Annotated in this window: 15 protein-coding genes and 1 pseudogene; 10 read left to right on the forward strand and 6 right to left on the reverse strand. The window is 25.5% G+C overall.

What is annotated here, in order from left to right; genetic code table 11:
- Positions 1-6 precede the first annotated feature (6 nt).
- The 6 genes and pseudogenes from mnmE to rpmH all read right to left on the reverse strand — a co-directional run bounded on the left by mnmE (position 7) and on the right by rpmH (position 3,717).
- Entirely contained in the window at positions 7-1,431 is a 1,425-nt protein-coding gene (gene mnmE / locus AYC61_RS16615) for a tRNA uridine-5-carboxymethylaminomethyl(34) synthesis GTPase MnmE (RefSeq protein WP_242866823.1), read from the reverse strand.
- A 99-nt stretch (positions 1,432-1,530) separates the two neighbouring features.
- Entirely contained in the window at positions 1,531-2,157 is a 627-nt protein-coding gene (gene jag / locus AYC61_RS16620; RefSeq protein ID WP_066505188.1) for an RNA-binding cell elongation regulator Jag/EloR, read from the reverse strand.
- 2 nt (positions 2,158-2,159) lie between these two features.
- Positions 2,160-2,927 carry a YidC/Oxa1 family membrane protein insertase gene (locus AYC61_RS16625; RefSeq protein ID WP_066505196.1) on the reverse strand — a complete coding sequence of 256 codons (768 nt, stop codon included), beginning with the start codon at positions 2,925-2,927 and terminating at the stop codon, positions 2,160-2,162.
- A gap of 39 nt (positions 2,928-2,966) precedes the next feature.
- Positions 2,967-3,176 (reverse strand): annotated as a pseudogene (gene yidD / locus AYC61_RS20795) (membrane protein insertion efficiency factor YidD).
- A 5-nt stretch (positions 3,177-3,181) separates the two neighbouring features.
- Positions 3,182-3,529, reverse strand: a complete 348-nt coding sequence (rnpA, locus tag AYC61_RS16630) for a ribonuclease P protein component (RefSeq protein ID WP_066505200.1) — start codon at positions 3,527-3,529, stop codon at positions 3,182-3,184.
- Between the two features lie 53 nt (positions 3,530-3,582).
- Positions 3,583-3,717: a 50S ribosomal protein L34 gene (rpmH, locus tag AYC61_RS16635; protein ID WP_202906862.1), complete on the reverse strand. Its 135-nt coding sequence runs from the start codon at positions 3,715-3,717 to the stop codon at positions 3,583-3,585.
- A gap of 640 nt (positions 3,718-4,357) precedes the next feature.
- Here rpmH and dnaA point away from each other — a divergent pair.
- The 10 genes from dnaA (at position 4,358) to AYC61_RS16685 (ending at position 16,129) form a co-directional block, all read left to right on the forward strand.
- The gene (gene dnaA, locus AYC61_RS16640; RefSeq protein WP_066505206.1) at positions 4,358-5,698 is read left to right on the forward strand and encodes a chromosomal replication initiator protein DnaA; all 1,341 of its coding nucleotides are present in this window, start codon (positions 4,358-4,360) and stop codon (positions 5,696-5,698) included.
- A gap of 233 nt (positions 5,699-5,931) precedes the next feature.
- Positions 5,932-7,038 carry a DNA polymerase III subunit beta gene (gene dnaN / locus AYC61_RS16645; RefSeq protein ID WP_066505208.1) on the forward strand — a complete coding sequence of 369 codons (1,107 nt, stop codon included), beginning with the start codon at positions 5,932-5,934 and terminating at the stop codon, positions 7,036-7,038.
- 320 nt (positions 7,039-7,358) lie between these two features.
- Positions 7,359-7,577 (forward strand): RNA-binding S4 domain-containing protein, encoded by a 219-nt coding sequence (locus tag AYC61_RS16650; RefSeq protein WP_066505212.1) that lies wholly within the window; start codon positions 7,359-7,361, stop codon positions 7,575-7,577.
- 231 nt (positions 7,578-7,808) lie between these two features.
- A complete protein-coding gene (recF, locus tag AYC61_RS16655; protein WP_066505214.1) occupies positions 7,809-8,945 on the forward strand; it encodes a DNA replication/repair protein RecF in 1,137 nt (378 codons plus the stop codon).
- 311 nt (positions 8,946-9,256) lie between these two features.
- The gene (gene remB, locus AYC61_RS16660) at positions 9,257-9,556 is read left to right on the forward strand and encodes an extracellular matrix regulator RemB (protein ID WP_066505230.1); all 300 of its coding nucleotides are present in this window, start codon (positions 9,257-9,259) and stop codon (positions 9,554-9,556) included.
- A 216-nt stretch (positions 9,557-9,772) separates the two neighbouring features.
- A complete protein-coding gene (gene gyrB / locus AYC61_RS16665; RefSeq protein ID WP_066505233.1) occupies positions 9,773-11,683 on the forward strand; it encodes a DNA topoisomerase (ATP-hydrolyzing) subunit B in 1,911 nt (636 codons plus the stop codon).
- Positions 11,684-11,847: 164 nt separating this feature from the next.
- The gene (gyrA, locus tag AYC61_RS16670) at positions 11,848-14,343 is read left to right on the forward strand and encodes a DNA gyrase subunit A (protein WP_066505236.1); all 2,496 of its coding nucleotides are present in this window, start codon (positions 11,848-11,850) and stop codon (positions 14,341-14,343) included.
- Between the two features lie 277 nt (positions 14,344-14,620).
- On the forward strand, positions 14,621-14,938 hold the full coding sequence (locus tag AYC61_RS16675) for an STAS domain-containing protein (RefSeq protein WP_066505240.1): 318 nt from the start codon (positions 14,621-14,623) through the stop codon (positions 14,936-14,938).
- A 1-nt stretch (position 14,939) separates the two neighbouring features.
- Positions 14,940-15,341 carry an ATP-binding protein gene (locus AYC61_RS16680; RefSeq protein ID WP_066505245.1) on the forward strand — a complete coding sequence of 134 codons (402 nt, stop codon included), beginning with the start codon at positions 14,940-14,942 and terminating at the stop codon, positions 15,339-15,341.
- Positions 15,341-16,129 carry a SigB/SigF/SigG family RNA polymerase sigma factor gene (locus AYC61_RS16685; RefSeq protein ID WP_066505251.1) on the forward strand — a complete coding sequence of 263 codons (789 nt, stop codon included), beginning with the start codon at positions 15,341-15,343 and terminating at the stop codon, positions 16,127-16,129. The genes AYC61_RS16680 and AYC61_RS16685 overlap by 1 nt, the downstream gene beginning before the upstream one ends.
- Positions 16,130-16,332 lie beyond the last annotated feature (203 nt).

Raw genomic sequence — 16,332 nt, forward strand, 5'->3', positions numbered from 1 at the left:
CCTTCACTATTTACCAATACAAAATTCACTAAAAATTTTATCTATTACATCATCAGTAATTGTTTCTCCACTTATTCTGCCTAAATTTTCCCAACATTGTTTTATATCAACCTCTAAACAATCAATCGGAATATTCATTTTTATAGAATTCATAGCATCTTCTATATTCAAAAGCGCTTCTTTTAAAAGATTTTTATGTCTCAAATTATTAATAATAATATCGTTATTTGTATATATACGACCTTCAAAAAACATATTAACTAATTCTTTTTCTAGCACATTTATACCTTCACCTTGTACTATTGATGATTCTATTATCTTTTTATCACCTACATTATTTATAACCTTTTGTATATCTAATTCCTCAGGTAAATCTGTTTTGTTTATTAATACAATACAATTTTTATCTTTAATTAAATCTATAATATCATAATCTTCTTTTGTCAATTCTCTTGATTTATCAAATACTGCTATAATTAAATCTGCGCTATTTATTAATTCTTTTGCTTTATCTACACCTATTTTTTCTACTATATCATCAGTATCTCTAATGCCAGCAGTATCAATTATTTTTAAAGGTATACCTTTAATAGTAATATACTCTTCTATCACATCTCTAGTAGTTCCAGGAACATTAGTAACAATCGCTCTATTCTCTTTTAATAATGCATTTAATAATGAAGATTTTCCTACATTTGGCTTTCCTAATATTATAGTTTTTATACCTTCTCGTAATATTTTGCCTGTTTCAGATGACTGTATTAATTTATTTATTTCAACATATATTTCATGAGCATATTTTTCTAACTCTTTGTATGTTATTTCTTCTATATCATCTTCTGGATAATCTATAGAAACTTCAATATGAGCTAACATTTTTAATGCTTTATCTCTAATTTCCATTATCTTATTAGACAAGCCGCCTTCTAGTTGATTCAAAGACATTTCATAACTCATATTAGTTTTAGCACTAATTAAATCCATAACAGCTTCTGCTTGTGCTAAATCTATTCTTCCGTTTAAAAACGCTCTTTTAGTAAATTCTCCTCTTTCAGCCATTCTAGCACCATTTTCTAATACAATTTCTAAAATCTTTCTAACAGGTACTATACCACCATGACAATTTATCTCAACAATATCTTCTTTTGTATAAGTATATGGGCTTTTCATATACACAGCTAGAACTTCATCTATTTTTTTATTATCCTTAGGATTTATTACATAACCATATGTCAAAAACCTAGGCTTATTTTCACTTATTTTTTTATTATTCTTTCCTATAAATATTTTATCAACTATTTTTAAAGCATTTTTTCCACAAATTCTCACAATACCTATTCCAGCTTCACCTGGAGCTGTTGCTATCGCAACTATCGTATCAGCACTCACTTGTTCACCTTCTTTATTTCGTTTTACTGTTAATTTTAACACGAATGTAAACCTAAAATCAATTAAACCTTTATTAGTATTATACCAAAATTCTTCATAAACAAAACATAAACCCAGCAATTATACTGGGTTTTATTTTTATCACTTATTCTCAATAACTACCTTCCTATATGGCTCTTTTCCCTCGCTATAAGTATTAATATTCATATCATCTTGCAATGCTGAATGTATAATTCTTCTTTCGTATGGATTCATAGGTTCTAATCTAATACTTTTTCTATATCTTTTAGCTTTATCAGCCATTTTTCTAGCAAGTCTTTCTAATGTCTCTTGTCTTTTCTTTCTATAATTTTCAGTATCAACTACTATTCTTAAATAATTATTTCTTTTTTTATTAACTACTAAATTAACTAAATATTGAATTGAATCTAAAGTCTTTCCTCTTTTTCCTATTATAACACCCATATCTTCAGGATTTTCTCCCTTTATTTCAATATTTAAATCATTCTTATCTCTAACTATTTCAACAGTAGCATTTAAATTCATTTTTCTCAATAAATCATTTAAAAATGACCTGGCTTTCTCTACTGGATCGTTACTAACAATAATTTTAACTTTAGCATCTCTATTTCCAATTATCCCTAAGAAACCTTTATTAGGTTCATCTAATACTTCATAAGTTATATCATCTCTTTCAACTTGAAGATCTTTTAAGGCTTCATCTACTGCACTATCTATTGTCTTTGAAATTTTTATCAAAGTTCTCATATTTACTCAATTCCCCCTAACTCTTTTTTAGGTAGATTAATTAAATATTGCTGCACTATTTGGAATATATTTCCTACTATCCAATACAATGTTAATCCTGCAGGGAAAGATAATGCAAAGAAAAATATCATTACAGGCATAAAAGTATTCATTGTTTTCTGAGTTGCCATAGCTTTTTCATCAGCTACTGCACCAGTATTGCTCATTAATTTACTTTGCATAAATGTAGTCGCAGCCGCTAATAGAGCAAGAATAGGTATTGCACTACCTATAAATGGTATATCAAATCCTAGATTTAAACCATTTAATACGCCATCTACTACTTGATTTGGTGCAGCTCCTATATCATTAATCCAAAAAAAAGCTTTATTAATTATTGTATTATATGAAGCAACATAAATATCAGGATTTCTCAATGCTGTAAAGAAACCTATTATTATTGGAAATTGTATCAGTAAAGGTAAACAAGATCCAAAAGGATTTACTTTATGTTCCTTATATAGTTCCATAGTTTTAATATTCAATGTTTGAGCATCATTTTTATACTTTTTTTGTAATTCTTTCAACATTGGTTGTATTTTTTGCATTTCCTTCATTGATTTCATTTGTTTTAGTGATAACGGTAATATAATAAACTTGAATATGATTGTAGTTACAATTATTGCTATAGCATACGCAGAACAATATTTAAAATCCAATCCTATTGAGTTGACTACTCCATATATAAAGTTTAAAAGCATACCTAACGGTTTTGCAAATATTTTTGACATTCTATTTAAAACCCCCTTTTCATTTTCGGTTTATTATATTCATTTTAAAGGGTCATATCCTCCATAACTAAATGGATTACACCTAATAATTCTATATATACACTTACCTAAACCAACAAATATACCATATTTGTTTAGGGCTTCTATTCAATATTGAGAACACGTTGGATAATATTTACACGTTCTTGGTTTTAATGGTGAAATATATCGTTGATATATTTTAATAAATATTACCAATATTTTTTTCAATTCAATCACTTTCCAGACTTTTCTATTAATTTTACCTTTTTTAATAGGTAATACATTGACTTTTCAATATCTTTATACTCTGCTTCTTTAGCTCTAACTCTAGCTAAAAATATTAAATCATACCCAGTCTTCATTTTATTACAATTCAATCTGTAGTTTTCTTTTATTAACCTTTTCACTCTATTCCTAATAACACTATTTCCAAGTTTTTTTGTAGTCGAAATTCCAACTCTATTATAAGAATAGCCATTTAGCTTGTAAAAAATAACAAGAAATTTCGTTGAAAAAGAATTTCCACTATCATAAACATTTCTAAATTGCCTACTATTTTTTAAAGTATTTATTTTTGTCATTTTTTACTCCTTAAACTTCTTCATATTGAATAAAAAGGCCACATTTTGCGGCCTTATGCTGACAACTTAACTCTGCCTCTAGCTCTTCTTCTCTTTAAAATATTTCTTCCAGCTTTAGTTTTCATTCTTTTTCTAAAACCATGCTCTACTTTTCTCTGTCTTCTTTTAGGTTGATAAGTTCTTTTCATTATTACACCTCCTTCAGTTTTAGGTATATATATTCAAAAAAAAATTTACTATTTAACCTTTCTCTATTTTAATAATTTTTATCTTTAGCTTATTTAAATTACAATTAAAAAAAGCAGACACTACTATTGATTATAGACTTATAACAAAATTATGTCAAGAAAATAATTTCAATGGCTTTGTTAATAAAATAATTTACATCATGTAAATATTGTGGATATTTATATATGTTGTTGATAATTTTTTTAAATTTTGATATTATTAAATAGGATTGTGGATTATTTATTAACAAATTAATAACTTATTCACAGTTTGTGGATTATATTGTGTATAAGTTGATTTTTTGTTTAATTCTATTACTTAAAAATACATTAACATCCTGATTTTTATCCACACTTCTTTTATAATCATTATGTGGATATTTTTAATTATTATTATTATATATTTTAATACACATTTATATCCACAATTTTATGTTCAGTAATATATTAAGATTATTTATGAATTTTTACAACTATAAATCTTATTATCTGTTTATTTTTTTGTTTATAACTTTTTTTGTGTACAATTTAAATATTCAGTTCATATGATTATTTTTTGATTATATTGTCAATAATTATATATATTTAAGGAGGATTTTTTATGTTATTAGAGGATGTTTGGAGTAAATCCTTGGACTTAATAAAAATGGAACTTACAGAGGTTAGTTTTAATACATGGTTAAAAACTATAGATCCTATAAATATGGAAAATCATAATATTATACTAAGTGTTCCTAATGAATTTACAAAAGGTATTCTCGAAGCAAGGTACATGACTTTAATAAAAAATGCAATAAAACAAATTACTAATAAAAATTATAACATTCAATTTACTACTCCAGGGGAAGATTTATCAGTTAATACAACATTAACAGAAATGAAAAAAAGTTTTAAAGAGCAAAACCCAAATTTATATTCTGATAATCAACTCAATCCTAAATATACTTTTGATAAATTTGTTATTGGTAACAGTAATAGATTTGCTCATGCAGCATCATTAGCTGTAGCAGAAGCTCCTGCAAAGGCATATAATCCTTTATTTATATACGGAGGTGTTGGATTAGGTAAAACTCACTTAATGCATGCAATAGGACATTATATAATTAATCAGAATCCAAATACTAAAGTAGTATATGTTTCATCTGAAAAATTTACAAACGAGCTTATAAATTCAATTAGAGATGATAAAAATGTTCAATTTAGAAATAAGTATAGAAATGTAGATATTTTACTTATAGATGATATTCAGTTTATTGCTGGTAAGGAAAGAACTCAAGAAGAATTCTTTCATACATTTAATGCATTACATGGTGCTAATAAACAAATTATACTTTCAAGTGATCGTCCCCCAAAAGAAATTCCAACACTTGAGGATAGACTTAGATCTAGATTTGAAGGTGGTTTAATAGTAGATATCCAACCCGCTGATTTAGAAACTAGAATAGCTATACTAAGAAAAAAAGCAACCTTAGAAAATTTACAAGTACCTAATGATGTACTAACTTATATTGCAACGAAAATAGAATCTAATATCAGAGAATTAGAAGGTGCTTTAATTAGAGTAGTAGCTTACTCTTCTTTAACTAATAAAGAAGTATCTATTGAATTAGCAAGTGAAGCACTAAAAGACATTATATCAAATAAACCTAAACGAATAACTGTAAGCACTATTAAAGAAGCTGTTTCTAAATATTATAATATAAAAATTGAAGATTTTAATTCTAAAAAAAGAGCTAGATCAATTTCTTACCCTAGACAAATTGCAATGTATATTTGTAGAGAATTAACAGATTTGTCATTACCAAAAATAGGTGATGAATTTGGAGGAAGAGATCATACTACTGTTATTCATGCGTATGATAAGATTTCTAAAGAAATAGAAAATAAACCAGAATTTAAAATGCAAATAACAAATATAGTTAATGAATTAAAGGGAAAATAATCAACAGTTAATATTAATTAACTTGTTAATAACATGTTTATTATTTTTATTATAAAATTACATATTAATATTGTGGATAAAATATGCTAACTAACTAACACTTTATTAACACTTATAAACCATCTAGAATCATATGCTTAAACACTTATCCACAAATTAACATGCCTTACTACTAATACTACTATATTTATTATTATTATTATATATATTTATATAAAGGAGGTTATCCACAATTGAATTTTAAAATTTCTCAAAAACTATTATATAAAAATATAAATATTGTACAAAAAGGAGTTTCTAATAGATCTACATTACCAATATTAACAGGAATATTAGTTGAAGCTTATGATGGAAAACTTAAACTAACAGGAACAGATTTAGAACTAGGTATAGTAACTACATTAGAATGTGAAGTAATAAAAGAAGGATCTTTTGTTATAGATTCTAAATTATTTGGAGAAATTATTAGAAAATTACCTGATTTACCTATTGAAATTTATGTTGACAATGACAACTATGCCCATATAAATTGTGATAATTCAAATTTTAAAATCAAGGTTCAACCAGCTATAGAATATCCAAAATTACCTATGATAGATGATTCTAAATGTTTAAGCATCTCAAAAGATATTCTAAAATCAATGATACGTAAAACAGTTTTTGCAACATCAACAGATGATTTTAGACCTGTATTAACTGGTGAATTATTTGAATTATATGATAATGAAATAGCTTTAGTTGCAATTGATCAATATAGAATGGCTTATAAAAAAATACCTATTAACAATGATGGTAATATTAAAATAGTTATACCAGGAAAAACATTAGTAGAAATCAATAAAATATTAGAAAATATAGAGGAAGATATTAAAATTTCTATAGCAAGCAATCATATATTATTTCATCTTGGTAATACAAGTATTACATCAATTTTAATAGAAGGTGAATTTATAAATTATAAAGACATTGTAAGAAATGAGTATAATTCTAAAGTAATAGTTAAGACAAAAGACGTTCAAGAAAGTATAGAAAGAGCTTCATTATTAGCAAAAGAAGGCAATAATAATTTAATAAAATTTGAAATAGTAGATGATAAAATGACTATATCATCTAATTCTGAAATGGGATTTGTTCAAGAAGAAGTTCCTATAACTCTAGATGGTGATGATTTAACAATAGCTTTCAATTCAAAATATATCTTAGATGGTTTGAAAGTTATTGAAAGTGAGAAAATAGTTATGAATTTTATAAATAACGTAAATCCATGTATTATAAAACCGATTTCTGATGAAAATTATATATATTTAGTTTTACCAGTAAGAATTCCAACAGAATTATAACAAGGCGCAAGATGTCCGTCACCTCTATAGGTGGCGGGTACCGATTAGATAACAGGTAGTGTGTATATTTCTCGCCCCATTGAAACGGTGAGTTACAATTACGTAGCAATTGCTTCCGTTGTTATAACAAGATATACTTTTTAATTTGACTTTAATTTGAGACATCGTTTGGTGTCTTAATTTTAGTTAAATTATGCTTAAAAAAATTAATATGAGGAATATATAATATTATTTCTTGGGAAATATTTATATTATTCTATAGATTTTTATTTGAAAAAATTATTGATTTTAAAATTAATTTAAGAAGGAGTAATTCATTGATGAAAGAAATTATAACTATAAAAACAGAATTTATTAAGTTAGATCAATTATTAAAATATGCTGCAGTTGTTCAAACTGGTGGTCATGCAAAAGAAATAATTAATGAGGGTTTAGTTTTAGTTAATGAAGAACAAACATTTGCTAGAGGTAAAAAAATTCGTAGTGGTGATATAGTAAAAATAAATCTAGATGAAGAAATTGAGCTAATTGTTAAATAATAATATTTATTAGTAACTCATTTAATTTAAGCGTAAAGAATGTTATAATTTAAATAGATAATATGTTCTATTCTTAATATTATAATAATTTCAGATTATTTAATAGATTAGTGTGATATATTTTATTAAATATTGTAAAGGCTATATAATTATATTATATGTTTTAACAAAGTATTTCTTTTAAATATTATAGAAAACTTTGTTTCTTGATGTTTTTAAGGAGTGCTGTAGGTGGAAGTAACAAATATTAAATTAATTAACTTTAGAAATTATGAAGAATTAAAGGTAGAATTAAATTCAAAACTAAACATTTTTATTGGAGATAATGCTCAAGGAAAAACTAATTTACTAGAGGCAATTTATGTAAATTCTTGTGGCAGATCTTTTAGAACAAACAAGGACAAGAACTTAATAAATATAAATAAAGAGCAAGCATATATAGGAGTTAATGTCAAAAGAAAATATTCTAATAAAAAAATAGAAATTAAATTAGAGCAAAATAAATTAAAGAGAATAAAGATAAATAATTATGAAATAGATAAAGTATCACAATTGTATAGTTGTTTAAATACTGTTATATTTTCACCAGAGGATTTAAAACTTATTAAAGAAGGTCCTCAAGAGAGAAGAAATTTCCTAGACGAAGAAATATCAAGATTAAAGCCTATGTATAGATATAATTTAACAAAATACAATAAAATACTTTATCAAAGAAATAACCTAATAAAGTCAATTAAAAATAATAGAAATAAAATTAATACGTTAGATATTTGGGATTCTCAATTAATTAATTTAGGTACAGATATATTAATTACAAGATTAAAATTTACCAATAAACTATCAAAAATTTCTCAAAATATACATAGTAAAATAACTGGTAATAGAGAAAATTTAAAATTAAGTTATCTATGTTGTATTAGTGATACTATATCTAATATAGATGTTTTCAACAATAAATTAAAAAATAGTATACTAAATAAATACAAATTGAGTATGAAAAATAATATAGAAAAAGATATTGAAAAAGGAAGTACCTCAATTGGACCACACAGAGATGATATTTGTGTTTATATTAATGATATAAATGTTAGGCAATTTGGTTCTCAAGGACAGCAAAGAACTTCAGCATTATCTTTAAAACTTGCTGAAGTAGATTTAATAAAAACGGAAGTAGGAGAGTATCCAGTATTATTACTTGACGATGTATTATCGGAATTAGATAGTAAGAGAAGGAAATTACTTATATCTTCATTTAAAAATATACAAACGATAATAACTACAACTGATGATATAAGCTTTGATGAATTTGAAGATATAGATAGGTTTGTATTTAGTATAGATAATGGATATATAAAAAAAATATATTAGTGTCCAGATTATTCATAGAAAATTAGATACTCTAAGCAGAGAACTAAAATTTATAATTTTATGTGAATAGCTTACATTAGAAGAATAAGTTACATAAGCATTCTAAAATTGTATGACTTACACTAAAATTATAGTTAATTTAAAAGTATAATATAAGTAATATACTATATATTTGCTATTATTAAAATATTTTTTCTGAGTAAGCGGTTTATTTTAAATTAAATAAAATTTAGTTTATTCGTTTAAAATTTTTAGTATATTATTAACAGTTATATGAATAATCAGATAGAGATATTTCAAGGAGAGATATTATGTTTTTACATTTAGGTAAAAACTTTGTTATACCAATAAAAGATGTTATAGCAATAGTTGATGCTGAAGCTTTATCAAAGTCAGATGATACAAAAAATTTTTTTAAAATAGCTGAGGAAGAAGAATTTATTTATAAAATTTCTGATGATGATATTAAATCTTATATAATAACAGAAAAGGTAATTAAAGATAAGAAAGAGAAAAAAGTCAGAAAAAGTATAATATATTGTTCTAACATATCAACAATAACATTATATAAAAGAGCTAAGATGAACAATGAATTTTTATGTAGTTTATAGATAATAAGATTTTAGAAAGCAAAATAGCAATAAATTAGTTAATATAAATTTTTATACTTTCATTCTATATTTGACATCTTTTCTTAATTACATTAAAATCCTTTAAATTCCTCTTTAAATAATTAAATGATGTTTTATAAATTAGTTGTTATAAATTATGATTATTACCACTTAATGAATAAAATAAAGATATGCTTAGATTGGAGGACATTAAACATGTCAGAAAACCAAAATACAAGGAATTATGGTGCAGAACAAATACAAGTTCTGGAAGGTTTAGAGCCTGTAAGAAAAAGACCAGGAATGTATATAGGAAGTACCGGAAGTAAAGGACTTCATCATCTAGTACACGAAGTAGTTGATAATAGTATTGATGAAGCACTAGCAGGAGTATGTGATACTATTGAAGTAATAATTAATAGTGATAGTTCTATTACAGTAATTGATAACGGAAGTGGTATACCTGTAGAAATACATCCTAAAACAGGTAAGTCAACAGTTGAAACAGTATTAACTGTATTACATGCAGGAGGTAAATTTGACAATAATGCATATAAAGTTGCAGGAGGACTTCATGGAGTAGGTGTATCAGTAGTAAATGCTTTATCTAAAGAATTAGAAGTTACAGTTAAAAGAAATGGGGAAATATATTACCAAAAATACGAAAGAGGAGTACCTTTGACAAAACTTGATGTTATTGGAAAATGTGAAGATACAGGTACTACTATTTCATTTATACCTGATGAGAAAATATTTGATGATGTTATTTTTAGTAATGAAATATTAGAAAAAAGATTAAAAGAAAAAGCATTTTTAAATAAAGGTATAAAGATTACATTAGAAGATAAAAGAATTGATAAAAAATCTGTCTTTCATTATGAAGGTGGTATAAAATCTTTTGTTGAACATATTAATAAAAACAGAGATGCCCTTCATTCTAATATAATCTATAGTGAAGTTAAAAGAGATCATTGTATAGTTGAAGTAGCAATGCAATATACTTCAAGTTATAGTGAGAATATATTTACTTTTGCAAATAATATTAATACTCATGAAGGTGGTACTCATTTAAGTGGTTTAAAAAGTGCGTTGACAAGAGTTATTAATGATTATGCTAAAAAGACAGGCTTATTAAAAGAAAATGAAAACAACTTAACAGGAGAAGATATTAGAGAAGGTTTAACAGCAGTTCTTTCCGTTAAATTACCAGAACCTCAATTTGAAGGACAAACTAAAACTAAACTAGGAAATAGTGAAATTAGGGGATTGGTAGATAGTGTAATATCTGAAGAAGCAAGTACGTTCTTAGAAGAAAATCCAAAAGACGCACGGATAATTATAGATAAATCAATCAGATCATCTAGAGCAAGAGAGGCAGCTAGAAAAGCCAGAGATTTAACTAGAAGGAAAAATGTGTTAGAAGGACTTTCTTTACCAGGAAAACTTGCTGATTGTTCCGAAAAAGATGCTTCAAAATGTGAGGTTTATATAGTCGAGGGTGATTCAGCAGGCGGCTCAGCAAAACAAGGAAGAGATAGAAGAATACAAGCGATTTTACCTTTAAGGGGTAAGATAATGAATGTAGAAAAAGCAAGGCTTGACAAAATATTGAGCTCACAAGAAATAAAAGCTATGATAACAGCTTTTGGATGCGGTATCAGTGAAGAATTTGATGTTAGCAAACTAAGATATCATAAAATAGTTATAATGACCGATGCAGATGTAGATGGTGCTCATATTAGAACATTATTGATAACATTTTTCTATAGATACATGAAACCATTAATAGAACATGGTCATGTTTATATTGCACAGCCACCATTATATAAAGTTAAAAAAGGTAAAGCAGAAAAATATGCTTATAACGACAAAGAATTAAATGATATTATTGAGAGTTTTGGTCAAAAAGGATATTCTATTCAAAGATATAAAGGTTTAGGAGAAATGAATCCAGAGCAGTTGTGGGAAACAACTATGAACCCTGAAGACAGGATATTGCTAAAAATAAATGTAGAAGATGCATTAGCAGCAGATGAAGTATTTACTACATTAATGGGTGACAAAGTATATCCGAGAAAGCAATTCATACAAGAAAATGCACAATATGTAAGAAACTTAGATATTTAAGAATTAGCAAAATTTTATATATTATAGTGTTTAAAAAAGAATGTTAAGTATAATCGTAAGGAAATTTGATAAACAAAAATAATTAGACGTTTATATAATTTTATTTCTTAAATAATAAAGACTTACTTGAAAATATACGTTACTTAGCATTAAGGAGGATATAAATGAATAATTATGATAAAATTATTCCAGTAGATATCGAAGTAGAGATGAAAAAATCATATCTGGATTATGCAATGAGTGTTATTGTAAGTAGAGCACTACCAGATGTAAGAGATGGATTAAAGCCTGTTCATAGAAGAATATTATATGCAATGAAAGATTTATCGTTGTATCCAGATAAGCCTCATAGAAAATCTGCACGTATAGTTGGAGATGTTTTAGGTAAGTACCATCCACATGGAGATACTGCAGTATATCAAGCTATGGTAAGATTAGCACAAGATTTTTCTACGAGATGTTTATTAGTAGATGGTCATGGAAACTTTGGTTCTATAGATGGAGATTCAGCAGCTGCTATGCGTTATACAGAAGCTAGAATGACAAAAATAGCTATCGAAATGTTACGAGACATAGATGAAGAGACAGTAAATTTCAAACCAAATTTTGACGAAACATTAAAAGAGCCAGAGGTATTACCAAGTAGATTTCCTAATTTACTAGTAAATGGAGCAAGTGGTATTGCTGTTGGTATGGCAACTTCTATACCTCCACATAACTTGGGTGAAGTTATACAAGCTACTATTGATATGATAGATAATCCAGATATAACTATTGATGAATTAATGAATGTAGTAAAAGGTCCAGATTTTCCAACAGGAGGAATTATAACTGGAAAAAGAGGCATAAAAGATGCTTATAGAACAGGTAGAGGTAAAGTAGTAGTTAGGGCAAGAACGACAATAGAAGCTATGCCAAACAATAAGAATAGAATTATAGTAACAGAAATTCCTTATCAAATTAATAAATCAAAGTTGCTTGAAAAGATAGCAGAAAACGTAAGAGATAAAAGAATTACGGGTATATCAGATATAAGAGATGAATCTGATAGAGAAGGAATGAGAATTGTAATAGAGTTAAAAAGAGAAGCTAATCCAAATGTAGTTTTAAATAACTTATTCAAACAAACTCAATTACAATCAACTTTTAGTATTATAATGCTGGCACTTGTTGATAATAAGCCAAAAGTAATCAATTTGCAGCATATTATCAAATATTATTTAGAATATCAAAAAGAAATTATTACTAGGAGAACTCAATATAGATTAAAAAAGGCAGAAAATAGAGCACATATATTAGAAGGATTAAAAATAGCTTTAGATAATATTGATAGAATTATAAGTATAATTAGAGGAAATAGACAAGAAAGTGCAGCTAGACAACAATTAATAGAAGAATTTAAGCTATCAGAAATACAAGCTCAAGCAATTTTAGACATGAGAATGAAGAGATTAACAGGACTTGAAAGAGAAAAAATAGAAGAAGAATATGCTGAATTAATAAAGCTAATTAATAAATATAATGAAATACTTTCTAATGAAAGACTTGTATATCAAATAATAAAAGAAGAGCTTAGTGAAATAAAAGAAAAATACCAAGATGATAGAAGAACAGATATAATACATGATTTTAGCGAAATAAATATCGAAGATATGATAAAAGAAGAAAATATGGTTATAACATTGACTCATTTTGGATATATAAAAAGAATACCTGAAGATACTTATAAAATACAGAAACGTGGTGGAAGAGGTATATCAGGATTGACAACAAGAGATAAAGATTTTGTTAAAGATATATTCATTACATCAACACATGATAATTTATTAGTATTCACAAATAATGGTAACGTATATACAATTAAAGCATATGAGATACCAGAAGCAAAAAGACAAGCAAAAGGAACAGCAATAATTAACCTTTTACAATTAAAAGATAATGAAAAGATAACTTCAGTAATTCCAATAAAGGATTTTAACAACGAAGAATCTTTAGTCTTTGCTACTAAGAATGGTATTATTAAGAAAACAGATTTAAATAAATTTAAAAATATAAGAAAAAATGGTTTAATTGCAATAACTCTAAAAGATGATGATGAGCTTATCAAAGTTATAAAAACAGATGGTAATGGAAAATTGATTATAGTTACTCAAAATGGTATGTCAATAACCTTCAAAGAAAGCCAGGTTAGGGACATTGGTAGAACGGCAATGGGAGTTAAAGCAATAACACTTAATGAAAATGATAAGGTTATATCTATGGATTCAGTAGAAGATGAAAAAAATCTTTTAGTTATAAGTGAATATGGATATGGTAAAAGAACTTCTTTATCAGAATATAGAACACAGACAAGAGGCGGTAAAGGAATTAAAACTTATAATATAAGAGAGCATACTGGAAAATTAGTAACAACAACAGTAGTTGATGATAATGATGAAGTAATGTTTATAACTTTAGCAGGAGTTATAATAAGAATTAAAACATCAGAAATATCAAAAATAGGAAGAAATACTCAAGGTGTCAAATTAATGAATGTAGGTGAAGGAGATAAAGTTGTATCCTTAGCAATAACAACAAATGAAGAAGATGAAAGTGAAAACAAAGAAGAAAACAAAGAAGAAGAAGATTCAAATACAAATGAAAAATTAGATGAAAAATAAATTACCTAGGGTTATTTAAAAATTAAGCAGTAAACTAAATTTTAGTTTAGAGTTAAATACATTATGTGGAGGAAGAATAAGTAATATGTTCATATAATAGTTTTCTGCTAATAGTATTTAATTTTCTATAAATAACTTGAGGTTAGTTAGTAAAATTGGCACAATAAAATTACTCAATGATTAATTGAGGATGAATTGTGCCATATTTATATAATTAATTATTTAAATATAGAATATAGTAGATATAAAAAATAAATATTTTTGAGGAGGAAAAAATATGTCTTTAAATATAAATAAATATAAAAGTGATAATTCTTATATTTTAGAACCTATAGGGGAGATAGATATTTATACATCCATTGAATTTAAAAAAGTTCTTTTAGAAACTATAAAAGCTGAAAAAACTGATATTATCATTGAATGTAAAAACTTAGAATATATAGATAGCACAGGATTAGGAGTATTAATTAGTGGTTTGAAAAAAAATAAAGAATACGATAAAGATATTATTATAAAAAATATAAAAAATAGTATAAAAAAGTTATTTGAAATAACTGGCTTAAATAAAGTGTTCATTATAGAAGAGGAGTGTTAGTATGAATTCAAACAAAAGTTATGATAGTATAAAAATGATTTTAAAGAAAAAACCTGAGTATGTAAGTATTATTAGAATTACAGTGTCGTCAATTGCAAATAAGATGGGTTTTAACATAGAAGAAATTGACGATATAAAACTTGCTCTAGGTGAAACATGTACAAGTCTAATAAAAAAAAGTACAGATAATGAAAGTGAGTATAATATTGAATTTATAATTAAAGAAGATAGTTTAAGTATTATTATTGAAGATTTAAATAATTCTTATGATATTGAAAATTGTAGAGGAGATAAAAAAGATTTAAGCTTTTTTATCATAAACACATTAATGGATGAAGTTGTATGTAATAAAAATGGTAAAAGTATAAAAGTTCTACTTGTCAAGAATAGGAGTAGATTATAATGAAAGTTAATGTCATAGGTAATGAAACAGATAAAAATAATATTAAATATATAGATACAACAGAATTATTTAAATTATATAGAAAAGATAGAGACAACAAAATTAGAGATGAGTTAATAAATAGACATCTTTATATAGCAGAAATACTAACAAAAAAATATTTAAATAGAGGAATAGATTATGATGATATATATCAAGTAGCTAGTTTAGGTCTTATATACGCAGTAGAAAGATTTGACATAACAAAAGGATATGAATTTAATAGTTTTGCTACCCCAACAATAATTGGAGAAATAAAAAAATATTTTAGGGATAAAAGTTGGATTATGAAAGTACCTAGAAGAATACAAGAACTTTCAAAAAAAATAACAAATACAAAAGCTATATTAAGTCAAAAACTTGATAAGATGCCAACTGTATCAAATATAGCAGAGTATTTAGATTGTACTGAAGAAGAAATATTAGAAGCATTAGAAGCCAATAAGGCTTATACTCCACATTCATTAGATGTCTATTATGATAATGATGAAAAAGATAATGATTTCAATTTATTAGCAGTATTAGGAAAGAATGATGAAGCATTAACCAAAATAGAAGATATAGATTTTATAAATACGATAATTGATAAATTAGATGATAAAGAAAAACAAATAATAAAGGATAGATATTTTTATGAAAAAACACAAGCAGAGATTGCTAAAAATTTAGGAGTATCTCAAATGACAGTTTCAAGGATGGAAAAAAATATTATAAATAAGTTTAAAAAAGAATTAGATAAGAATATTTAAACTATTATTAATGGTTAATGTATATGAGTGTATTGTTATATATATAATTAAATATTGACTTTTTTTGTTTTTTTAATATAATATAAGAGTCGTTGTAATATATGAGAAATAAAAGTCTTGACATATCAAAATATAGGTGCTATAATAATAAAAGTTGGCTGTTAAAAACAGCTTGCAAATTTGAACCTTGAAAATTGAACAGT

Origin of the sequence: Abyssisolibacter fermentans (genome assembly GCF_001559865.1) — a bacterium.
GTDB lineage: Bacteria > Bacillota > Clostridia > Tissierellales > MCWD3 > Abyssisolibacter > Abyssisolibacter fermentans.